16 protein-coding genes are annotated in these 21,955 nt (G+C 70.8%); 5 read left to right on the forward strand and 11 right to left on the reverse strand.

Features of this window, described 5'->3' with window-relative positions; genetic code table 11:
- Positions 1-9 precede the first annotated feature (9 nt).
- Positions 10-2,190: a RecQ family ATP-dependent DNA helicase gene (locus tag GFH48_RS11570; protein ID WP_153288185.1), complete on the forward strand. Its 2,181-nt coding sequence runs from the start codon at positions 10-12 to the stop codon at positions 2,188-2,190.
- A gap of 223 nt (positions 2,191-2,413) precedes the next feature.
- On the forward strand, positions 2,414-3,049 hold the full coding sequence (locus GFH48_RS11575; RefSeq protein WP_153288186.1) for a hypothetical protein: 636 nt from the start codon (positions 2,414-2,416) through the stop codon (positions 3,047-3,049).
- 1,148 nt (positions 3,050-4,197) lie between these two features.
- On the opposite strand, the gene GFH48_RS11580 is transcribed toward GFH48_RS11575, so the two are convergent.
- From GFH48_RS11580 to GFH48_RS11590, 3 genes are all read right to left on the reverse strand, one after another.
- On the reverse strand, positions 4,198-4,821 hold the full coding sequence (locus tag GFH48_RS11580) for a hypothetical protein (protein WP_153288187.1): 624 nt from the start codon (positions 4,819-4,821) through the stop codon (positions 4,198-4,200).
- Positions 4,822-4,889: 68 nt separating this feature from the next.
- Complete coding sequence (locus GFH48_RS11585) at positions 4,890-5,591, reverse strand: ribonuclease HII (protein ID WP_153288188.1); 702 nt, start codon at positions 5,589-5,591, stop codon at positions 4,890-4,892.
- 83 nt (positions 5,592-5,674) lie between these two features.
- On the reverse strand, positions 5,675-6,298 hold the full coding sequence (locus GFH48_RS11590) for a TetR/AcrR family transcriptional regulator (RefSeq protein WP_153288189.1): 624 nt from the start codon (positions 6,296-6,298) through the stop codon (positions 5,675-5,677).
- A gap of 265 nt (positions 6,299-6,563) precedes the next feature.
- Here GFH48_RS11590 and GFH48_RS11600 point away from each other — a divergent pair, with 265 nt between their 5' ends.
- A complete protein-coding gene (locus tag GFH48_RS11600; RefSeq protein WP_153288191.1) occupies positions 6,564-8,111 on the forward strand; it encodes an MFS transporter in 1,548 nt (515 codons plus the stop codon).
- A gap of 219 nt (positions 8,112-8,330) precedes the next feature.
- On the opposite strand, the gene GFH48_RS11605 is transcribed toward GFH48_RS11600, so the two are convergent.
- From GFH48_RS11605 to GFH48_RS11615, 3 genes are all read right to left on the reverse strand, one after another.
- Positions 8,331-9,236 (reverse strand): ADP-ribosylglycohydrolase family protein, encoded by a 906-nt coding sequence (locus GFH48_RS11605; RefSeq protein WP_153288192.1) that lies wholly within the window; start codon positions 9,234-9,236, stop codon positions 8,331-8,333.
- Positions 9,226-9,909: a histidine phosphatase family protein gene (locus tag GFH48_RS11610; RefSeq protein ID WP_153288193.1), complete on the reverse strand. Its 684-nt coding sequence runs from the start codon at positions 9,907-9,909 to the stop codon at positions 9,226-9,228. Before GFH48_RS11610 ends, GFH48_RS11605 begins: the two co-directional genes overlap by 11 nt.
- A 105-nt stretch (positions 9,910-10,014) precedes the next feature.
- Complete coding sequence (locus GFH48_RS11615) at positions 10,015-10,620, reverse strand: YdbC family protein (protein ID WP_153288194.1); 606 nt, start codon at positions 10,618-10,620, stop codon at positions 10,015-10,017.
- A 168-nt stretch (positions 10,621-10,788) separates the two neighbouring features.
- Here GFH48_RS11615 and GFH48_RS11620 point away from each other — a divergent pair, with 168 nt between their 5' ends.
- The gene (locus GFH48_RS11620; RefSeq protein WP_153288195.1) at positions 10,789-11,322 is read left to right on the forward strand and encodes a TerD family protein; all 534 of its coding nucleotides are present in this window, start codon (positions 10,789-10,791) and stop codon (positions 11,320-11,322) included.
- Between the two features lie 150 nt (positions 11,323-11,472).
- Here the strand turns inward: GFH48_RS11620 and GFH48_RS11625 are convergent, their stop codons facing one another.
- Together GFH48_RS11625 and nrdR are read right to left on the reverse strand one after the other, a co-directional pair.
- Positions 11,473-14,376: a vitamin B12-dependent ribonucleotide reductase gene (locus GFH48_RS11625; RefSeq protein ID WP_153288196.1), complete on the reverse strand. Its 2,904-nt coding sequence runs from the start codon at positions 14,374-14,376 to the stop codon at positions 11,473-11,475.
- A 151-nt stretch (positions 14,377-14,527) separates the two neighbouring features.
- A complete protein-coding gene (gene nrdR / locus GFH48_RS11630) occupies positions 14,528-15,109 on the reverse strand; it encodes a transcriptional regulator NrdR (RefSeq protein ID WP_153288197.1) in 582 nt (193 codons plus the stop codon).
- Between the two features lie 519 nt (positions 15,110-15,628).
- Here nrdR and lexA point away from each other — a divergent pair.
- Positions 15,629-16,405 carry a transcriptional repressor LexA gene (gene lexA, locus GFH48_RS11635; RefSeq protein ID WP_153288198.1) on the forward strand — a complete coding sequence of 259 codons (777 nt, stop codon included), beginning with the start codon at positions 15,629-15,631 and terminating at the stop codon, positions 16,403-16,405.
- 349 nt (positions 16,406-16,754) lie between these two features.
- Here lexA and GFH48_RS11640 read toward each other — a convergent pair whose 3' ends face one another.
- From GFH48_RS11640 to GFH48_RS11650, 3 genes are all read right to left on the reverse strand, one after another.
- Positions 16,755-18,803: an ATP-dependent DNA helicase gene (locus GFH48_RS11640; RefSeq protein ID WP_194280560.1), complete on the reverse strand. Its 2,049-nt coding sequence runs from the start codon at positions 18,801-18,803 to the stop codon at positions 16,755-16,757.
- 112 nt (positions 18,804-18,915) lie between these two features.
- Positions 18,916-20,883 (reverse strand): IucA/IucC family protein, encoded by a 1,968-nt coding sequence (locus GFH48_RS11645; protein ID WP_228120523.1) that lies wholly within the window; start codon positions 20,881-20,883, stop codon positions 18,916-18,918.
- A 57-nt stretch (positions 20,884-20,940) separates the two neighbouring features.
- On the reverse strand, positions 20,941-21,921 hold the full coding sequence (locus GFH48_RS11650) for a GNAT family N-acetyltransferase (protein WP_153288199.1): 981 nt from the start codon (positions 21,919-21,921) through the stop codon (positions 20,941-20,943).
- Positions 21,922-21,955 lie beyond the last annotated feature (34 nt).

The raw sequence follows: 21,955 nt of genomic DNA on the forward strand, positions 1-21,955 counted from the left end.
CATGGGGCCATGACCAACGAAGACCCGCGACCCACGTCCGGCGAAGACCTGCGCATCGAGGCCGATGCCGTACTCGCCCGCCTCGTCGGCGCCCCGGCGGGCGAGGCCCGGCTGCGCGAGGACCAGTGGCGCGCCATCGAGGCCCTGGTGGCCGACAAGCGCAGAGCGCTCGTCGTGCAGCGCACCGGCTGGGGCAAGTCCGCGGTGTACTTCGTCGCGACCGCGCTGCTGCGCGAGCGGGGTGCCGGGCCCACCGTCATCGTCTCCCCGCTCCTCGCCCTCATGCGCAACCAGGTGGAGGCGGCGGCCCGCGCCGGCATCCGCGCGCGAAGCATCAACTCGTCCAATACGGAGGAGTGGGAGACCATCCAGGCCGAGGTGGCCGCGAGCGAGGTCGACGTGCTCCTGGTCAGCCCCGAGCGGCTCAACAATCCGGACTTCCGCGATCAGGTGCTGCCCAAGCTGGCGGCGGCGACCGGCCTGCTCGTGGTCGACGAGGCCCACTGCATCTCCGACTGGGGACACGACTTCCGGCCGGACTACCGCAGACTGCGCACGATGCTCGCCGATCTCCCACCCGGCGTTCCCGTCCTGGCCACCACGGCGACGGCCAACGCGCGCGTGACCGCCGATGTGGCGGAGCAGCTGGGCACCGGTGCGAGCACGGACGCGCTCGTCCTGCGCGGACCGCTGGACCGGGAGAGCCTGAGCCTCGGCGTGCTCCAGTTGCCGGACGCGGCCCACCGCATGGCCTGGCTCGCCGAGCACCTGGACGACCTGCCGGGTTCCGGCATCATCTACACGCTCACGGTGGCCGCGGCCGAGGAGGTCACCGTTTTCCTCCGCCAGGCCGGGCACACGGTCGCGTCGTACACCGGGAAGACGGAGAACGCGGACCGTCAGCAGGCCGAGGAGGACCTGCTCGCCAACCGGGTCAAGGCCCTGGTCGCCACGTCGGCGCTGGGCATGGGCTTCGACAAGCCCGACCTCGGCTTCGTGGTCCACCTGGGTTCCCCGTCCTCCCCCATCGCGTACTACCAGCAGGTGGGACGTGCGGGTCGCGGCGTGAAGCACGCCGAAGTGCTCCTGCTGCCGGGCAAGGAGGACCAGGCGATCTGGCAGTACTTCGCGTCGATCGCCTTCCCCCCGGAGGAGCAGGTGCGCCGCACCCTGGACGTCCTGGCCCGCGCCGACAGGCCGCTCTCGCTGCCCGCCCTCGAACCCCTGGTGGAACTGCGCAGGTCCCGTCTGGAGACCATGCTCAAGGTGCTCGACGTGGACGGCGCGGTACGGCGTGTCCGGGGCGGCTGGATCTCCACGGGCGTTCCCTGGACGTACGACAGCGAGCGTTACGCCTGGGTGGCCAAACAACGGGCCGCCGAGCAGCAGGCGATGCGCGACTACGTCTCGACGACCGGCTGCCGGATGGAGTTCCTGCGGCGGCAGCTGGACGACGAGCGGGCCGCGCCGTGCGGGCGCTGCGACACCTGTACGGAAGCGCGGTTCGAGGCTTCCGTGTCCTCGTCGGCGCTCGACGCCGCCAACGGTGAGCTGAGCCGCGCGGGCGTCGACGTCGAACCCCGCAAGATGTGGCCGACGGGCCTGCCGGCGGTCGGCGTCGAGCTGAAGGGCCGTATCCCGGCGGGCGAACAGGCCGCGCCGGGGCGTGCCCTGGGACGGCTCTCGGACATCGGCTGGGGCAACCGGCTGCGTCCCCTGCTCGCCCGCCAGGCTTCTGACGGACCCGTGCCGGACGATGTGGCGAAGGCCGTGGTCGGCGTGCTGACCGACTGGGCGAAGGGGCCGGGAGGCTGGGCATCGGGACGGCCCGACGCCCAGCCGCGGCCCGTGGGCGTCGTCACCATGGCCTCGCGCACGCGTCCGCAACTGATCCAGTCGCTGGGCGCGCGGATCGCGGAGATCGGCCGACTGCCGCTGCTGGGGTCCGTGGAGTATGTGGGCGAGGCCTCACAGCTCTCGCGCAGCAACAGTGCCCAGCGTCTCAAGGCTCTCGACGGCGCGCTGACCGTGCCTCCCGCACTGGCCGACGTCCTCGGGGCGGCGGGCGGCCCGGTGCTGCTCGTGGACGACGCGACCGAGACCGGATGGACGCTCGCGGTCGCCGCGCGACTGCTCCGCCGGTCCGGGGCACAGGGTGTGTTGCCGCTGGTCCTGGCCGTACAGGCGTGAACCACGTGTCGCCATTCGGAACAGGGGGCAAGGATATAAACGGCGTATAGCAAGAATTCGGTCGGTGGCCCCAATTGCTCGTTGCCGCAACCAAGTTCGACAGGAAGAATTGGAGTCCGCTCCCCGCACGGCTCGCCCGTGGTCCGGTAGGGCTCCGCCGCGGCGTGCGCTCCCCCAAGTCCGACCCCGCCCGCAGTGCGGGCGCGTAGCCGAAGGGAGGACCGTGACCTTCGGATTCGCTCCGTCCTCGGCGGCGTCCATGTCGACGTCTGCCGATCTGTCCGCCGCTTCCGCCAACCCACTGACCCGCATGCTCGAGCCCGCAGAATGGGCAGCCGCGGGCATTCCGCTGCTGCGCAATCCCCGTGAGGTCGTCAGTGGTCTGCACGCTCGGCACCGGCCAAGACCGGCGACCGCGGTCGTGGCCGTCCTCGACGCGGACGAACGGCTGAGGGCGAGCGCCTCGTTCATCCGACGGCCCACTCCGGCCGACGGCTGGATGTTCCGCAACGCCCTGCTCGCACAGTTGCGCCGGGTCATCCCACACGACCTGCGGCGGCGTACCCCGGTGCGTACGGCGGTCCTGCTCTACTGCCGGGAGGGCGACGCGCGTTGGACACAGGAGGACGGGGCGTGGATGTGGGGGCTGCGTGACGCGTGCACGCTGCACGGGCTGCGCTGCGGGGCGTACATCACGCTGACGCACGACGGCTGGCAGGTTCTCGGCGAGGGCCGGGGTGGACGTCGTCCGAACGCGGACTCGCCGCCGGAGGCCTTCGCCCTGTCCGAGGCACCGCCACCACTGCCACGCACCGGAGGCGTCGCGTCGGAGGTGTTGCGACGGGCCGCCGCCCGCTGATTCCCACCGCTTCCGGCACCGCCGGGCGTCCGCGCACTGTCGCCCACCTGGCACCGGCCTCCTGGCGGGCGGTCTCCCGAGCGGGCGGCCCGGCACCTCCCGGGCGGGCGGCCCCGGGCGGGAACACACCCGGCGGGAAGTCACCGCGCGGGAGGGCGGCCGGGGCCAGCATGTCCGCCCGCGTCACCGCTACCGCCTCGGCAGGACATGATTCAGCCGGCTCGGGGTGGCTCACGGCGTCCAGAGGGGTGCCTGGGAGGGGGCGGAGACGACGAGGGCGTGCGTCGGCCGAGGCGTCGGACCAGGCGCACCGGGTGTCGGACGGCCCACCGATCGCCGGCCGGCGACACCGACGCCGCCACTGCGAGCGGCACTCACCGGCGAACCGTGCGCGGACTCGCCGCGGTGGACCGGCGATCCGCCGCCCGCCCCGCCGGGTCGGCGCCCACGCACGCGGCAGCCCCGTCCGTCAGGCGACCCACGCATGCGCGCCGCACCAAGGCCCGGAACCGTACGCCAACGGCGTGCGCCACTCAGCGATCCGTGCTGGACACCCACCGGGGAGGAGCCGGACCCGACAGGCACGTCGGACAGCTGACCCGACGCCCCGATCAGACACTCACGCCGGGCAGGACGACCGCACCCGACACCCAGGTCGGACAGCCGCCCCGGCACCACACCCGACGACCACGCTGAACAGCCGACCCGACGACCGAACCCGACACCCACGCCGGGCAGCCGCACCGGACAGCTACGTCGGACAGCCGACCCGACGACTCGGACCCGACGACCGGACCCGACGACCGACCCCGGCCCCCGCGCCTCCACCCGGGCACCCACGACTGAGGCACCCCCGCTCGGGAACGCCACGTGACAGGCCATGGGCACACCCGCGGGACCACGGCCGGAGGCAACCGGAAGGGACCGGAAGGGACCGGAAGGGACCGGAAGGGACCGGGGAACCACGACGAAGAAGGAACGAAGGATCTCCGAGGAGGCCGTCACCGAGCCCACCGCGCAACCGCGGCGCACCGGCAGTGATCTGCGGGCACGCCGGAACGATCACCTGGCGGACGTCACCGTGGCACGACGGCTCCGAGCGAATCCCGGACGGCCTCGGACGCCCTCGGACGGCGTCCGGGATTCGTTCAGACTCCGGCGCCCAGAACCGAGTTGATCTGCTGCGGGTCGCCGCAGACGATCAGCAGGGCGCCGGCCCGGCCGCGGGCCAGGGGCAGAGCGGTGGCGACAGCGTCGGGACCGCCGTTGACGGCGACCACGACGACGGGTCGGGCCTTGGCCCGGCCCACGACGGAGGCATCGGCGTAGAACACGTCGTCGCCCGCGTCGTGCTGCGCCCAGTAGGCGGTTTCGCCGAAGGAGAGCTCGTGCGCGGCCCACGGGTGCGGTTGGCCGGTGGTGATCACCAGCACCTCACCGGGGACACGCCCGGACTCCAACAGCAGATCGACCGCTTCTTCGGCGGCGTCCAGCGCACCCTCGGCCGAGGCCGGGATCAGCTGGATCTGCGGGATGGCGGCAGCGGGTGCGGCTGCCGGGACGGACGGCCCCGGCGCGGCCACGACCGGCTCGCGCGGGGTGCGTTGGGCCGGCATCGGCCGGACAGGTCCCGGACGTCCGGGACGTGGCGGAGCCACGGGACGGGGACCGGGTACGGGACGGGGGGTCGGCGCGGTACGGCCACTGGCCGGAGTCGCGCGGGGACCCTGGGCACTCTCGTGAATCTGAGGCTCCTCGGGAAGGAGAGGCATGAGCTGATTTTTATCAAACGCCGGTGCGACCCGCGTCGGCGGGTGGCACGTGAGTACGAGCGAAACCGTCAGAAATCGAAGCCGAGCTGACCCTCGATCTCCGGACCGCTTCCGTCCGCCCAGCTGCGGACCTTCTTGAAGTGCCGCCACTGGGGCAGCGCATCAAGATACGCCCATGTCAGCCGGTGGTACGGGGTGGGGCCCCGCTCCGCCAGTGCGGCCTTGTGCACGGGAGACGGATACCCGGCGTTGGCCGCAAAACCGAAGTCTGCATGGTCGACACCCAGTTCGGCCATCATTTTGTCGCGCTGAACCTTGGCGATCACCGAGGCCGCCGCGACGGCCACGCAGGACTGGTCACCCTTGATCACTGTGCGGACCCGCCACGGCGACCCGAGGTAATCGTGCTTCCCATCGAGGATGACCGCGTCGGGCCGCACGGGCAAGGCCTCCAGGGCCCTCACCGCCGCGAGGCGCAGGGCCGCCGTCATCCCCAGAGCGTCGATCTCCTCCGGAGAGGCGTGCCCCAGGGCGTACGACGTCACCCACTTCTCCAGTTCCACGGCCAAGGCGGTTCGCCGCTTGACGGTGAGGAGCTTGGAGTCGGTGAGACCTTCGGGGGCGCGGCGCAGACCCGTGACCGCGGCACAGACGGTGACCGGGCCGGCCCACGCACCGCGGCCCACCTCGTCGACACCGGCGACGGTCTTCGCTCCGGTCGTGGCGCGGAGGGAGCGCTCGACAGCGTGGGTGGGTGGTTCGTACGGCATGGCGTCCCTCAGCCTACGCCGCCCGGAGCCCCTCATGACACCAGGGTTTCCCCCGGCGGCCGGGGCCCCGCCCGCGATCCGGTTCAGGCACCGTCGCGCCGTAGCAGCGGAACCATCAGCTGGTCGATCATTTCCGCCAGGTCCCGCTCGCTCCATTCGCTCGCGCACACCTTGGAGCGGTACATCATCATCGCCGGAATGGCATCGAAGACGTAGGGGTTCGCGGCGTCCGGACGTACCTCTCCCCGCTCGATACCTCGGCGGACGATGTCCTGCAGCAGATGCGTGGTCGGCTCGATGACTCCACCGAGAATCACGCTGTGGAAGCGCTCGGCCTGTGCCACATCGCATTCGTGAAGCACCGAACGCAGCGCGAATCCGGGTTGCGAGTACATCGCCTCCCTCACCAGCCGGCACAGCGCCAGCAGGTCCTCCCGGACACTCCCCAGGTCGGGGGCCTCGGACAGGCGCGGCAGTGCGGCCTTCAGCGCGTCCGCGACAAGATCCTCCTTGGAGGGCCAGCGGCGGTAGACCGCCGCCTTTCCGGTCTGGGCCCGAGCGGCGACCCCCTCCATGGTGAGGCCGCTCCAGCCGACCGTGCTGAGCTGCTCCAGTGCGGCGTCGAGGATCGCGCGTTCGAGCACAGCACCGCGTCGGCGCAGGGAGGCCGCCTGAGCGGGGGCGGCCGTCCAACGCGAAGTAACCATCTGAGTGTCTCCGTTGTGCGAGGAGGCGGGGAGGGGACCGGGGGTGGGGACGTGGTCGGGACTGCGCCGGGGCCGGCGGCGAGGCCCCCTGGGGGAGGGCCGCCCCGGACCCGCGCGGTCGGTGGGTTCGGCATCGGTGCGAGCGGCCGAGTGGCGTCACGCGAGAGCGACTTCAGTGAACGCTTGCGTTCACTGTCGGGGACTCACTACCGTTGACGCGGCAGTGAACGCGAGCGTTCACTAACGCACTTGTGGGGGAACCATAGTGACAACCTCTCAGTTGATTCAGGATTCGAAGCCAGGAGCGGCCCGTCGGGAAGGACATCCCGGCCTCGCACTCGCCGTCATCGCGGCCTGCCAACTCATGGTGGTACTCGACGCGACGATTGTGAACATCGCCCTCCCGCATATTCAAGACGCGCTCAAGTTCAGCACGACCGACCTGACCTGGGTGGTCAGCGCGTACACCCTCACCTTCGGTGGCCTGCTGCTTCTCGGCGGCAGGGCCGGTGACATCCTCGGTCGCCGCCGGGTCTTCATGACCGGCATCCTGCTCTTCACGCTCGCCTCGCTGCTCGGCGGACTCGCCCAGGAACCGTGGCAGTTGCTGGCCGCGCGCGCCCTTCAGGGCATGGGTGGCGCGATCGCGTCGCCCACCGCGCTGGCGCTCATCACCACGACCTTCCCCGAGGGCCCGGAACGCAACAGGGCCTTCGCCGTGTTCGCCGGTGTCTCGGCGGGCGGCGGCGCGATCGGGCTCCTCGCGGGCGGCATGCTCACCGAGTGGCTCGACTGGCGCTGGGTGCTCTTCGTCAACGTGCCGATCGGGGTGCTGATCGCGGTCCTGGCGCCGATGTACATCAACGAGTCCGAGCGCCATCCCGGACGGTTCGACATAGCGGGCGCTCTGACCTCGACGGCCGGTATGGCGTCCCTGGTGTACGGCTTCATCCGCGCCGCGGAGAAGGGCTGGCGCGACGGCCTCACCATCGGGTCGTTCTCCGCGGCGCTCGTCCTGCTGCTGGCCTTCGCCTTCACCGAGACCCGGGCGAAGGAACCGATCACCCCGCTGAAGATGTTCGCCGACCGCAACCGCTCGGGCACGTACGTGATCATGCTCAGTCTGGCCGCGGCGATGTTCGGGATGTTCTTCTTCATCGTTCTGTTCGTGCAGAACGTGCTGGGTTACACGCCGATCCAGGCGGGTCTGGCCTTCCTGCCGGTGACGGCGGCGATCGGCATCGGCGCGGCACTGTCGCAGCGTTTCCTGCCGGTGCTGGGCCCCAAGCCCTTCATGATGGGCGGTTCCGCGCTCGTCGCGCTCGGACTCGGCTGGCTGACCTTCATGAGCCCCGACAGCACCTACGTCGGCGGGATCCTCGGCCCGATGCTGCTCTTCGCCTTCGGTATGGGCCTGAACTTCGTGACCTTGACCGTCACCGCGGTCTCCGGTGTCTCCCAGCACGAGGCGGGCGCGGCGTCCGGACTTCTCAACGTCACGCAGCAGGTGGGTGGTTCGCTCGGCCTCTCCATCCTGACCACGGTCTTCGGCACCGCGAGCCGGAACGAGGCGACGAAGCAGGTGCCGAAGTTCATGGCCGGCTCCTCCCCCGAGCAGAAGGCGGAGTTCGCCAAGACCCGTCAACTGCCCGCGCCCTGGGGCCATGACGTACTCGCCCACGGCATCTCGACCGCTTTCGTCCCGGCCGTCGCGATGGCCGTACTGGCCCTGATCACCGCCACCGTGGTGATCCGCGTCCGCAAGAGCGACCTGGACGCCCTCGCCGGCAACGCGGGCCCCGCCGGAGCCTGACGAGCGCGACCGCGGAGGCCGGACCCGGACCGTGAGAGCGGTGCGGTCCACGGTCCGGTCCTCGCGGCACGCGGCGCCGCACCGCGGCACATCGCGTGGTGTGCGGCACGGCCCCGCGCCGTGCCCCGCGCGACGCGCACGACGGCTCACGAGGAGGCCGCAGGACCTCTCACCTGCCATGACACCGGCGGAGGGGACGGCGCCCCACGAGCACCGCGCCTACGCCGCGACGGCCAACCACCCCGGCAGGCTCTCCGTCCGCTCCAGCCACTCCCCCGGCGGTGTCCCGGCCTTCCCGGAGGCGACCACTCCGCCGACGATGGCACAGTTCGTGTCCACGTCGCCGCCCACCTGGGCCGTCGCCCAGAAGGCCTCTTCGTAGTCCCCGAGGGTCCGTGCCGCCGACCAGAGCGCGAACGGCACCGTGTCGTGCGCCGTCGTGCGCCGCCCGCATCCCAGTACGGCCGCGACCGTCGCGGTGTCCCCGTAGTCGAGCATGTCCCGGGCCCGGCGCAGCCCCGCGCCCACGGCGCTGCGCGGCACGAGCGCGATGACGCCGTCGAGCAGCGCCCCGGGACTCGGCGGTCCCGCCGGGTCGGCCGCCAGGGCCGCGGCCGCGGCGACGGCCATGGCGCCGACGACGGCCTCACGGTGCTGGTGGGTGGGGTACGCCGAGATCTCCGCCTGGTGGACCGCCTGCTCGGGGTCGTCCGCGTACCAGGCTCCCAGCGGCGCGATCCGCATGGCCGCGCCGTTGCCCCACGAGCCCTGCCCCTTGAAGAGGGCGGAGGCCAGCTGTCGCCAGTCGCCGCCTTCCCGGACCTGCCGCAGCAGCCGGTTGACCGCGGGTCCGTAACCGCGGTCGAAGTCGTGGTGCTCGGCGAAGGAACGGGCCAGGTCGTCCTGGTCGATGCGGCGGTGCCGGGCCAGCACGGCCACCACGGAGGAGGCCATCTCGGTGTCGTCCGTCCACTGCCAGGGGCCGGCCGGAAGGCCGCGGCGCTTGAGCAGCGGGTAGTGCGCGGGCACGAAGAACTGCGAGCCCAGCGCGTCCCCCACCGCGAGTCCGCGCAGGCTGGCCAGGGCGCGGCCCGCGCGTGCGTCGGGAGAGGTGTCAGCGGTCATCGCCCTGCCACTCTATCCCGCTGACCCCGTACGGCTCCGGATCACGCCAGCGCTCGAACGGACGATCGAGCGTGTACTTGTCGTCGTCCCCGAGAACGAGCATCCGCATCTCCGCGTTCCCCGGATTCGACAGGGCCTCGAACTCGGCGACCGTCCAGTGGAACCAGCGCATGCAGAACAGGCGCATGGCCAGACCGTGCGTCACCAGGAGTACGTTCGGCGGGTGGTCGGGCGCCTCGAAGCTGCGGTACAGGCTCTCCAGGAAGCCGCCGACCCGGTCGTACACGTCGGCACCGGACTCACCCTGGGCGAAGCGGTAGAAGAAGTGCCCGTACGCGTCCCGGTACGTCTTCTGAAGGCGTACGTCGTCGCGGTCCTGCCAGTTCCCCCAGTCCTGCTCGCGCAGCCGGGGCTCCTCGCGCACCCGCATAAGCTCGGGGTCGAGGTGAAAGGCGCGGAGCGTCTCGTGCGTACGCCGGTACGGGGACACGTACACGCTGACGCGCTCCCGCCCCAGCACCTCCCGCAGCCGTTTTCCGGTCTCCTCGGCCTGCTGCCACCCCTTCTCGGTGAGCGCCAGAGCGTGGTCGGGTTCGCGTTCGTACACGGTGTCATCTGCGTTGCCCGCTGACTCGCCGTGCCGGACAAGGACGATGCGCCGTGGTCTTACCATGCCAAGACCCTAAGTCGGGTGACGGCCGATCGAGCACTCGTACGGGCTCCATACGGCGCAGATCACACGTGTCCCCCACATCGGGCACCCACGGTCACCACGCCTTCAGACCGTCCAGGTGGGTTCCAGCGCTACTATGTCGCCCGCGAGGGCCGCGACATCGGCGTCCGTCTGGGCACGCAGTGTGAGCCGCTCGACACGCTCCGCGCGGTACTTGCCGTGCTCGGCGGACGACAGCCACATGGACAGGATCAGGAACTCGTGGCCCGGCGCCTCGCCGAACAGGCCCCGCACCATGCCGGGCGAGCCGGCCATCGCCGGGTTCCAGACCTTCTCCTGCATCAGCGCGAAGTGCTCGGCCCGTTCCTCGTGGACACGACAGTGGGCCACCCTCAGCACGTCGGTGTCCGTGAAGCGCGGCTCGAAGCCGGTCTTCACGTCGAACCGATGATCGAAGAGCTTGACCTGCGCGTCCTTGAAGGTCCCGGACTGAGCGGTGGCGAGCCGATCGTGCGAGCGGGCCATGAAGGAGTCGTAGAAGGCACGGCTCTCCCAGAAGGTGAAGACGTGCGCCACACCGGGGCGCCCCCGGCTCCAGCCCCCGCCCTGCCCCCGGAATCCCGGCTCGCCCAGAAGCCCCGCCCACTTTCGCTGCCCGCGCTCGAAACCGCGGCGGTCCACCACGGTGCAGCGAATCCACTTGACCAGCACCGCGCCATCGTAAGGCCACGGAGCGTGGCGTCGGTCACGCTCCGGCGGAGTGCGCCCGCGCGAGCGCTCCCGCGCGCGTGGCACGATGGACAACCGACCCTGACCGCACAGCAGTTGGGGGCAGCAGGCGGACAGAAACAGACGGCACACGGGGAGGGGGAGATTCGGATGAACGGTCTCAACAAGGGGATCCGAAAGGTCGAGCTCGCGGTGAAATGGGACCCCAGTCCCGTCGGTGAGCCCGCGACCGACCTCGACATCATCGCGGCGACCTACGGGGCCGACGACCCGTACGGGACCCCCGCCTACGTGGTGCACTTCGACAGCCGCTCCCCGGACGGCACGATCTACCTCAACCGGGACAGCAAGGACGGCAAGGGCTTCGGCTGGGACGAGGTCATGACACTGGAGCTGGACCGCCTCAACAGCCGCTACACGCGTGTGGTGGTCGGCGTCCTGATCCAGCAGCGCTCCGGCCACAAGGCGTTCGTCGGCGTCCTCAACCCCGGTCTGCGCATGCGCGAGGGCTACACCGTCCTGGCGGAGGACAGCTTCGGGGGTGTGCTGGGCGCGACGGCCGCGACGGTCGGCGAGTTCGTCCGCGACGGCTCCGGGGAGTGGACCTTCCACCCGGGCATCCACGGCTACGACACGGAGCCGGCGGCGTTCCCCGCGATCATGGGCCGTCGTCACGACTCCTGAACCGCGCCCGCCGAAACGGCCCGCTCCCCACGGAGACGTCCCTCCGGTGGGAAACGGCCCGCCCGCGGAGGACACCACCCATCCCGCGGGGCCCGGACAACGCCGAAGGGCGGCACGACCGGTGGTCGTGCCGCCCTTCGGGTCATCCGGTCAGCTGCAACCGCTGGTCGAGCCGCAGCCCTCGCAGATGTAGCAGGAACCGGCGCGCTGCATCTTGGTGCCGCAGGAGAAGCACAGAGGGGCGTCCGCCTGGATGCCCAGCTGCATCTCCACCAGTTCGGCACTGGTGTGGGCCTGCCTCGGAGCCGGCTCGTCCACCGCGACCTGGGCCACGGGGGCGGCGACGGCCTTCAGTTCCTGCGCGCGGGGCGCGGACTGGGCGAGTCCCTCGACGTCCATGTCGACATCGTCCATGGACTGCTCGTAGGAGCCCGTCTCCAGGTGACGCTGACGCTCCTCGGCCGAGTGGATGCCGAGAGCGGAACGCGTCTCGAACGGCAGGAAGTCCAGCGCCAGGCGGCGGAAGATGTAGTCGACGATCGACTGCGCCATCCGCACGTCGGGGTCGTCCGTCATGCCGGCCGGCTCGAAGCGCATGTTGGTGAACTTCGAGACGTACGTCTCCAGGGGCACGCCGTACTGCAGGCCCACGGAGACCGCGATCGAGAAGGCGTCCATCATGCCCGCGAGGGTGGAGCCCTGCTTCGACATCTTCAGGAAGACCTCGCCGAGACCGTCGTCCGGGTAGGAGTTGGCGGTCATGTAGCCCTCGGCGCCGCCCACCGTGAAGGAGGTGGTGATGCCGGGACGGCCCTTGGGGAGACGCTTGCGGACCGGACGGTACTCGACGACCTTCTCGACCGTCTCGCGGATGGTCGCCTCGGCCTTCGCCGTGACGGCGTCGGTCGCGGGCTTCTCCTTGGTCTTGGCCGAGAGGGGCTGGCCGACCTTGCAGTTGTCGCGGTAGATCGCGAGCGCCTTGACGCCCATCTTCCACGCCTCGAAGTAGACCTCTTCGACGTCCTCGACGGTCGCCGTCTCCGGCAGGTTGACCGTCTTGGAGAGCGCGCCGGAGATCCAGGGCTGGATCGCGGCCATCATGCGGACGTGGCCCATCGCGGAGATGGAGCGCTCGCCCATGGCGCAGTCGAAGACCTCGTAGTGCTCGGGCTTGAGGCTCGGGGCGTCGACGACATTGCCGTTCTCGGCGATGTGGGCGACGATCGCCTCGATCTGCTCCTCCTGGTAGCCCAGGCGGCGCAGGGCCTGCGGGACGGTGCCGTTCACGATCTGCATCGAGCCGCCGCCGACGAGCTTCTTGAACTTGACCAGGGCGAGGTCGGGCTCGAGGCCGGTGGTGTCGCAGGACATCGCGAGACCGATGGTGCCGGTCGGGGCGATGACCGAGGCCTGCGCGTTGCGGAAGCCGTTCTTCTCACCGAGGTGCAGCACGTCCTGCCAGGCCTCCGTGGCGGCGGCCCAGATCGGCGTGTCCAGGTCGTCCGTACGGACGGCCACGGCGTTGGCCTCGGAGTGCTGCTTCATGACGCGCTGGTGCGGCTGCGCGTTGCGGGCGTAGCCGTCGTACGGGCCGACGACCGCGGCGAGCTCGGCGGAGCGGCGGTACGAGGTACCGGTCATCAGCGAGGTGATCGAGCCGGCGAGGGCGCGGCCGCCGTCGGAGTCGTACGCGTGACCGGTCGCCATCAGGAGAGCGCCGAGGTTGGCGTAGCCGATGCCCAGCTGACGGAAGGCGCGGGTGTTCTCGCCGATCTTCTGGGTCGGGAAGTCCGCGAAGCAGATGGAGATGTCCATCGCGGTGATGACGAGCTCGACGACCTTGGCGAAGCGCTCGACCTCGAAGGACTGGCGGCCCTTGCCGTCGTCCTTGAGGAACTTCATGAGGTTCAGCGAGGCGAGGTTGCAGGACGTGTTGTCCAGGTGCATGTACTCGCTGCACGGGTTCGAGCCGTTGATACGACCGGACTCCGGGCACGTGTGCCACTGGTTGATCGTGTCGTCGTACTGGATGCCCGGGTCGGCGCAGGCCCACGCGGCCTCGGCCATCTTACGGAAGAGCGACTTGGCGTCGACCTCCTCGATGACCTCGCCGGTCATGCGCGAGGTCAGGCCGAACCTGCCGCCCTCCTCGACCGCCTTCATGAACGTGTCGTTCACGCGGACCGAGTTGTTGGCGTTCTGGTACTGGACGGACGTGATGTCGTCGCCGCCCAGGTCCATGTCGAAGCCCGCGTCGCGCAGGGCGCGGATCTTCTCCTCCTCCTTGACCTTGGTCTCGATGAAGTCCTCGATGTCGGGGTGGTCGACGTCCAGGATGACCATCTTGGCCGCGCGGCGGGTGGCGCCGCCCGACTTGATCGTTCCTGCGGAGGCGTCGGCACCGCGCATGAAGGAGACGGGACCGGAGGCGTTGCCGCCCGAGGACAGGAGCTCCTTGGAGGAGCGGATACGGGAGAGGTTCAGGCCGGCGCCGGAGCCGCCCTTGAAGATCATGCCCTCTTCCTTGTACCAGTCGAGGATCGACTCCATGGAGTCGTCGACGGACAGGATGAAGCAGGCGGAGACCTGCTGGGGCTGCGGCGTCCCGACGTTGAACCAGACGGGACTGTTGAAGCTGAAGATCTGGTGCAGGAGGGCGTACGCCAGCTCGTGCTCGAAGATCTCGGCGTCGGCGGGCGAGGAGAAGTACTTGTAGTCCTCGCCGGCCTTCCGGTACGTCTTCACGATGCGGTCGATGAGCTGCTTGAGGCTCACCTCGCGCTGCGGGGTGCCCACGGCACCGCGGAAGTACTTGCTGGTGACGATGTTGACCGCGTTCACCGGCCAGAAGCCGGGGAACTCGACGCCACGCTGCTCGAAATTGACCGAGCCGTCGCGCCAGTTGGTCATGACGACGTCACGGCGTTCCCACTCCACCTCGTCGTACGGGTGCACGCCGGGGGTGGTGTGGATGCGCTCGATGCGCAGTCCCTTGCTGGCCTTGGTGCCCTTGGCGCGGGAACCTCGTGCCGGACCGCTCGCCGTCTCTGTCATGCCGCCTCCCAGTATCAGGCTAAAACGCCCTGAAGTGCCACGTTCTTCCCATGGCACGTTGTGTGTCTGATGCTGCGCGTGCCGTCGGTACGGCCTTGCGCAGCAGGTCTGTGGTCGCCGCCGAGCGGCCGGCCCGAGCCGGCCTTTCCCGTCAGTCGGCGGCGGTGGCGGGCACGGGGACCTGGACGGTCTCTCCGGGCCCGCGGTCGCATTCCGGGCGCTTCGCTTCCGCGTCCGCGGCGCCCGCGCCCCCCTCGTCCGCGGCCTCGCCGCCCGCGGCGGGGCACTGTCCCGTCTCCCTGAGTTCCACGATGGCGGCCTCGAAATCCTCGAGCGAGTCGAACGCCCGGTAGACGGACGCGAACCGCAGATAGGCGACGAGGTCGAGTTGCTGCAACGGGCCGAGTATGGCCAGCCCCACGTCATGGGTGGTCAGTTCGGCGCTTCCGGTGGCTCGCACCGCCTCCTCGACCCGCTGGCCGAGCTGGGCGAGCGCGTCCTCGGTGACCGGCCGCCCCTGGCACGCCTTGCGCACGCCGTTGATGACCTTGGTACGACTGAAGGGCTCGGTGACGCCGGACCGCTTGACCACCATCAGCGAGCACGTCTCCACGGTCGTGAAACGACGGGAGCAGTCGGGACACTGGCGGCGCCTGCGGATCGACGTGCCGTCATCGGTCGTACGACTGTCGACGACGCGGCTGTCGGGGTGCCTGCAGAAGGGGCAGTGCATGGCTCCAACCCTCCTTCACAGCACGACTCATAGACCTCTCGAGACCTCACGGGCCTCTCGAAGCAGCCCCAAGCATAGGCGATGGCCGGGGACCCGAAGACCCAGGGGACCACAACTGCTGGGCCACTCCGGCAATCCAACCACTAGATGTGGGGATCGACCCGTAAATTCGCCCAGGGCGCGCGTGTCGCGCACGTATAGGCATGTGCCGCACGGGCCTGCCCATCCCGGACATGCGGAGATACCGTGGTCACCGCGCGGAACGGGGGGTCGGTACCCGCCGGACGGGGTGCCGGATGGCAGACTGGCACGCGGCCCGCCTCTGTCGGCACGGTCACCGCCTCGGCGGTGAAGAGTACAGCAATGAGCCCTTTTGCCCGACGGGCGCGGCATGAGCCATACACCCAGCCACATGATCGCGTGGGGCAATCCACGTTTTTTCACTCGAACGTGTGTTTGGCGCAACCTTTCGAAAGCAACTACCGTTGTCCAGCAGGGAGACCATCGAGAGGGGCCGACGTGACCACCACCGCAGACAGTGCCACCATCACTGCCCAGGACCGCTCCCAGGGCCGACTCGAGCCGGTGCATGCGATGAACGAAGCCACGAACCACGAGGGGCCCAAGCGTTCCCTGCCGGGCCGACCTCCAGGCATCCGCGCGGACAGCTCGGGACTCACCGACAGGCAACGCCGGGTGATCGAGGTGATCAGGGACTCCGTGCAACGGCGCGGCTACCCGCCGTCGATGCGGGAGATCGGACAGGCTGTCGGCCTCTCCAGCACCTCCTCGGTCGCACATCAGCTGATGGCACTGGAGCGCAAGGGCTTCCTGCGCCGCGACCCGCACCGCCCGCGCGCGTACGAGGTCAGGGGCTCCGACCAGTCCTCGGCCCAGCCCACCGACACCGCGGGCAAGCCGGCCGCGTCGTACGTCCCGCTCGTCGGCCGTATCGCCGCCGGTGGCCCGATCCTCGCCGAGGAGTCCGTCGAGGACGTCTTCCCGCTCCCCCGCCAGTTGGTGGGTGACGGTGAGCTGTTCGTCCTCAAGGTCGTCGGTGACTCGATGATCGAGGCCGCCATCTGCGACGGGGACTGGGTGACGGTCCGCCGTCAGCCCGTCGCGGAGAACGGCGACATCGTGGCCGCGATGCTGGAGGGCGAGGCCACCGTGAAGCGGTTCAAGCGCGAGGACGGCCATGTGTGGCTGCTCCCGCACAACTCCGCCTACCAGCCGATCCCCGGCGACGAGGCGACCATCCTGGGCAAGGTGGTGGCCGTACTGCGGCGCGTGTGACAGCGCGCGCCGGGCGGCACCGTCCGCCCAGCCCCTGACCGGGCCCCGGGACCAACTGCGCCGGTTCCGGGGCCCTGCACGTTCTGCCGCGCGACCGCCCCGCGGTGAGTTCGGTCCGGGCCGCCGAGCGTCCCTGCGTTCCGCGCCCGCGTCGCGGTCTCGCGGCGTCCACCATCGGTGACCATGGCCGGCGTCCGCCGAGACGGACCGGCGGCACCTGACGCCCTCGACTCCGCACTCTCGACGGACAAGGGCCCGCTCGGGCCGACCCGACATCCGATACGCGATGCGCTGTCGACCCGACGTGCGATACGCGATGTGCTGCGGACCGGCCCCCTGAGTCGGGCCGCTACGCCCCCTCGGCCCCCTCGGCTCCCTCGGCCGCCCCGCTCGCCTCCGCCGTCTCCCCCTCCGGCCCGGTCGGCGCGTCCTCCGCCTTCCGTGCCGCCTCGTCGATCGCCGCGAGCGACCTGCGGACCTGGTTACGGTCCGTCGTGTACCAGAAGTCGGGCAGCGAGGCCTTGAGATAACTGCCGTAGCGAGCCGTGGCCAGGCGCTGGTCCAGCACCGCCACGACACCACGGTCCCCCGTCGCGCGTACCAGGCGGCCGGCGCCCTGCGCCATGAGCAGCGCGGCGTGCGTGGCGGCGACGGCCATGAAGCCGTTGCCGCCGTTGTCCTCGACGGCCTTCTGGCGGGCGCTCATCAGCGGGTCGTCGGGACGCGGGAACGGGATCTTGTCCATGACGACCAGCTGACAGCTGGCACCCGGCACGTCCACGCCCTGCCAGAGCGAGAGCGTGCCGAACAGACAGGTCCTCGGGTCGGCCGCGAAGTTCTTGATCAGCTCGCCGAGTGTCTCCTCGCCCTGCAGCAGGATGGGGTAGTCGGGGATGCGCGTGCGCAGCTCCTCCGCCGCGAGCTGGGCGGCCCGCATGGAGGAGAACAGGCCCAGCGTGCGGCCCCCGGCGGACTGGATCAGCTCGGTGAGCTCGTCCAGCATGTCGCCGCGGTCGCCGTCACGCGCGGGGCGTGCCAGGTGCTTGGCCACGTACAGGATGCCCTGCCGGGGATAGTCGAAGGGCGAACCGACGTCGACACCCTTCCACTGCGGGAGGTCGTCGCCCTCGGTGCCCTCGGGGGCGAGCCCCAGCGACGCCCCCACTCCGTTGAAGTCGCCGCCCAGCTTCAGGGTGGCCGACGTCAGGACGACCGACCGGTCCGAGAAGAGCTTCTCCCTGAGGAGGCCGGACACCGACATGGGGGCCACCCGCAGTGACGCGCCGAAGCGGTCGTGGCGCTCGTACCAGACGACGTCCCATTCGGAACCGTTGGTGATCCGCTCCGCCACGTCGTGGACCGACTCCACCGCGGCGAGGGCCTGCTTGCGGACCGCGTCCTCGTCCTGGACGGACTTGTCGCGGGTGGAGCCGATCGCCGAGATCACCGTGCGCGCGGCGTCACGCAGCGCCATCAGCGCGTATCCGAGGTCCTCCGGGATCTCCTCGAGACGTCCGGGAAGCGCCAGCTCCATCAGCCGTTCGAAGCCTTCGGCGGCCGTCTGCAGCTGGTCGGCCGCCTTCTCGTTGACGAGGCGCGCGGCGCGCCGGACGGCGCGGTTGACCTGGCCGGGGGTGAGCTCGCCTGTCGCCACACCCGTGACCCGGGAGACCAGCTCATGGGCCTCGTCGACGATCAGCACCTCGTGCTGCGGGAGGACCGGCGCGCCCTCGATGGCGTCGATCGCGAGCAGCGCGTGGTTGGTGACGACGACGTCGGCGAGCTTGGCGCGCTCGCGGGACATCTCGGCGAAGCACTCCGCGCCGTAGGCGCACTTCGCGGCGCCCAGGCATTCCCGGGAGGACACGGAGACCTGGGCCCAGGCGCGGTCGGAGACACCGGGGGTGAGGCCGTCGCGGTCGCCCGTCTCCGTCTCGTCCGACCAGTCCCGCAGGCGCAGCAGGTCCTGGCCCAGCTTGCTGCTGGGCGCGGCGGCCTCGAACTGGTCGAAGAGGCCCTCTTCCTCCTCCTGCGGCACGCCCTCGTGCAGCCGGTGCAGGCACAGATAGTTCGACCGGCCCTTGAGCATCGCGAACTCGGGGCGGCGGCGCAGCAGCGGATGCAGCGCGTCGACGGTCCGCGGAAGGTCACGCTCCACGAGCTGCCGCTGGAGCGCCAGGGTGGCGGTCGCCACGACGACGCGCTCCCCGTGGGCGAGCGCGGGCACCAGATAGCCGAGGGACTTTCCGGTGCCGGTGCCCGCCTGCACCAGCAGGTGGGAGCTGTCGTCGATGGCACCCGCGACGGCTTCGGCCATGGTCACCTGGCCAGGGCGCTCCGTACCGCCGACGGCGGTGACGGCGGCGTGCAGGAGTTCGGGGAGTGAGGGCTCTGTCATAGCGGTGCCAGCCTACGGGGCTCCACCGACAACCGGGCGATCACGGCCCGGCCGACGGACACGATCAGGACGATCGCGGGGCGGGTGACGAGGACGGGTGCGAGGCGGGTGATCACGACGTGTGGAGGGGGTTCGGTACGGTGCCGTGCACGGCGGCGTGCGGGCGCTCGGGGCGGTCGCGGTAGCCGTCGAGATGCAGCCGGTTGCGGTTCAGGCACAGCCGCTCGATACGCGGGGTGAGCAGGTCGAACGTCTCGTGGCGTTCCTTGAGCTCCGGGAAGCGGCTCTGGTGGCGGACCACCTCGGCGCGGACGAGTGACCAGAACTCGGCCTCCGGCACGCCGAGTTGTTCCTCGCAGAGGGGCGCGAGATAGCGGAAGACCCCTACGAAGAGTCCGGAGTGGATGAACTGGGTGAGGAAGGCCGGCGGCTCGGTCAGCAGCACCTCGCGCACCTCGTCCGGCATGGAGGAGTGCTCGGGCAGCGGATCCGCGCTCACGTTGACGTCGTCGACGAAGTCCTTCACGGCGAGCCGGACCGGTACGTCGTGGTCGTCGAAGACGACGATCGCGTTCTCCCCGTGGGGGCTGAACACCGTGCCGTACCGGTAGAGGAAGTGCAGCAGCGGTGGCAGGAGCGCGGCGAAGAGCCGGCGCAGCCAGGCCCTGGGTGCGAGACCCGAGCGGGCGACCAGTTCCGCGGTGAACGCGCGCCCCTGCGGGTCGGTGTGCAGGAGGGCGGCCAGGGTGCGGGCGCGCTCGCCGGGCGCGAGGTGCCGCGAGACCGGCTCGCGCCAGATCGCGCCGAGCAGTTCCCGGTACTGATAGGGCACTTCGGGGAGTCCGTCGTACACGGGGTGGTGGACGGTGACCGAGGCGACCTCGCCGAGCAGGATCACCCCGCAGGTGTCGCGCAGGAACGGGTCGGCGTCCCTCAGCGTCCGCATCCAGTCGGTGACGGCGGGGGCGGCGAGCGTGCGTTTCGTGGGCAGGCCGCGCCACACCAGCGTGTTGAGGACGGACAGCGGGAGTTTCACCGTGTGCCGGTCCGGGCGGGAGACGTTGAGGAAGGTGCGGATCGACTGCTGGGGCAGGCGCAGGTCACCGTCGGAGGGCAGCGGCACGATCGCTCCCGCGGCGACGTGCGACGCGAACAGCGGCAGCACGACGTCGTCCCACTGCCACGGGTGGACGGGCAGGTAGAGGTACGACTCCGGTGCGAGCCCGCGGGTGCGCAGGACCTCGTCGAAGATCTCGCGGGTGGCGGGAGCCAGTTCGCGCGCGTAGAGCTGTTCGGCGGTGTCGAGACCGCCGACACCTCGGTACGTGGCGAGCGTCGTGTGCACCGCGATCCACGGGAGGGGCGTGGCCCGGCGGGCCTCGGGGGCCCAGGCGGCGGCGTCCCGCGCGGAGAAGCCGATGCGGCCCTTGTTGAGCACGATCCAGGGGTGCCCCGTCTGATGGCCCTCCAGCTCGGCGTACCCGAGATCGGCTAATTCGGCGGCCGTACGGGCGTCACGGTCGAGGCGTACGTCCGCGGCGAGCGTCGTGCTGAGCTCGCGCAGGGCATGGCCCAGCGTCGCGCCGTCGAGCTCCAGTGTGCCGCGGGCCCGGGTGAGAAAGCCGAGCGGGTCGGTGAAGGGACACGGTTCCTTCCCCTCTTCGGTGAGGGTGAGCGAGGCGGGGTCGACGCGCCAGCTGTCGTACGAGAGGCGGCGGGCGCGGAAGGAGAGGCTGTCGCCGGCGTCGAGCCGGAGGGTGTACGGGCGAAGGGCGTCGGTGGGGGGAGAGTCGCGGATCGGGGTGTCGTGGAGCGGGGTGTCGTGGACCGGGGTGTCGTGGAGCGGGGCGTCTTGGTGCGCGGCATCCCGTTGCGGGGCGTCGCGCTGTGGGGTGTCGCGATGCGCCGATGGGCGCGGGGGACCCTGTTCCGGGCGGACGATCTCCTCGTGCGCGAACTCCCCGATCATCTTCGCGAGCAGTCGGCGGCCCGCCCGCTCCCATCGGTCCTCGCGCAGCTCGGGCGGGTCGTACAGGGCGGACAGTCCTTCGGAGGCCGGGCTTGCGGACGGATTCGGCACGGGGACTCCTCGACGGGGAACCGGGACGGGACGAGCGGAGTACGGACAGTGACGGCTCTACAGCAGGTCGCGCAGGGTCCGGTCGCGCACCATGAGAGCTGCCCGTTTGCCGGGCAGGTCGACCTCGGCGGAGAACCGGAAGCCCCCGCTCAGGAAGGCGGAGACGGAAGGGATGTTGCGCAGGTCGGGTTCGGCCACGACCCGTGCGCAGGCGGGACGCCTGTCCAGTACGAGATCGGCGACGGCTCTGAGCAGGGCCGAGCCGAGACCGTGCCCGCGGTGGGCGACTCCGCCGATGAGCAGATGGATTCCCGTGTCGTGCGGGCGGGCGGGGTAGTGGCGGGCGAGTTGGTCGAGGTCCGCACGGTAGATCTCCCAGTAGCTCATGGGGGTGCCCTCCAGCAGACCGAGGCAGGGCACGCTGCGCCCGTCGCCGTCGAGCTGCCGGTTCAGATGCCCCCCGGTCACCGACTCGGGTCCCGCGAGCTCCCAGAAGGCCGAGACGGCGGGGTCGTTCATCCACCGGGTGACGAGTGGCAGATCTCGTTCCACGCGTACCGGTACCAGCTGGAAGGTGCCCACGGGTGTGTCGGCCGGGCCCCAGTCACCGATGCCGTCGAGCAGGTCGCCACGGGCGGGACCGGTGGACGCGGAGTGGGCCGCGCCCGTCCCGCACCGGTCGCCGGCGTCGCCCGTACGGTCCTCACCGGGCCGGGTTCCGTCGGCGGCGCGGGTTGCGTCGGCCGCGCGGGGTTCCCTGGACGCGACGGTGTACGCGCCGCCCTCCCCCGGCCGGCCCTCTCCCCCGGACACTCCGCCCGACCCGGCCGACCCACCCGACCCGGCCGGCACACCCGACCCGCCCTGCTCGACCGGCTCGACCGGCTCAGGTGTGCCGCCGAACAGGGCGATCAGATCCGCGGGCAGGCGCAGTTCGAGGGTGTCCTCGCTGTCCGTGCCCGCGCCGGGGTACGGGTCCGCGCCGGGATCGGTGTCGGGGGCGGTACCGGCGTCGGTGCTCGCATCGGTGGGAGGCACGGCGACGCTCCTCTCAGGAGACGGGGTGGGTCAT

This window comes from Streptomyces fagopyri, assembly GCF_009498275.1.
In the GTDB taxonomy this organism is placed as follows: domain Bacteria; phylum Actinomycetota; class Actinomycetes; order Streptomycetales; family Streptomycetaceae; genus Streptomyces; species Streptomyces fagopyri.

Bases quoted from the DNA above. Each gene is read 5' to 3' on its own strand.
- GFH48_RS11625 (WP_153288196.1), bottom strand. From the start codon at position 14,376: ATGACAGAGACGGCGAGCGGTCCGGCACGAGGTTCCCGCGCCAAGGGC.
- GFH48_RS11590 (WP_153288189.1), bottom strand. From the start codon at position 6,298: ATGGTTACTTCGCGTTGGACGGCCGCCCCCGCTCAGGCGGCCTCCCTG.
- GFH48_RS11580 (WP_153288187.1), bottom strand. From the start codon at position 4,821: ATGCCTCTCCTTCCCGAGGAGCCTCAGATTCACGAGAGTGCCCAGGGT.
- GFH48_RS11620 (WP_153288195.1), top strand. From the start codon at position 10,789: ATGAACGGTCTCAACAAGGGGATCCGAAAGGTCGAGCTCGCGGTGAAA.
- GFH48_RS11640 (WP_194280560.1), bottom strand. From the start codon at position 18,803: ATGACAGAGCCCTCACTCCCCGAACTCCTGCACGCCGCCGTCACCGCC.
- nrdR (WP_153288197.1), bottom strand. From the start codon at position 15,109: ATGCACTGCCCCTTCTGCAGGCACCCCGACAGCCGCGTCGTCGACAGT.
- GFH48_RS11585 (WP_153288188.1), bottom strand. From the start codon at position 5,591: ATGCCGTACGAACCACCCACCCACGCTGTCGAGCGCTCCCTCCGCGCC.
- GFH48_RS11570 (WP_153288185.1), top strand. From the start codon at position 10: ATGACCAACGAAGACCCGCGACCCACGTCCGGCGAAGACCTGCGCATC.
- GFH48_RS11610 (WP_153288193.1), bottom strand. From the start codon at position 9,909: ATGGTAAGACCACGGCGCATCGTCCTTGTCCGGCACGGCGAGTCAGCG.
- GFH48_RS11605 (WP_153288192.1), bottom strand. From the start codon at position 9,236: ATGACCGCTGACACCTCTCCCGACGCACGCGCGGGCCGCGCCCTGGCC.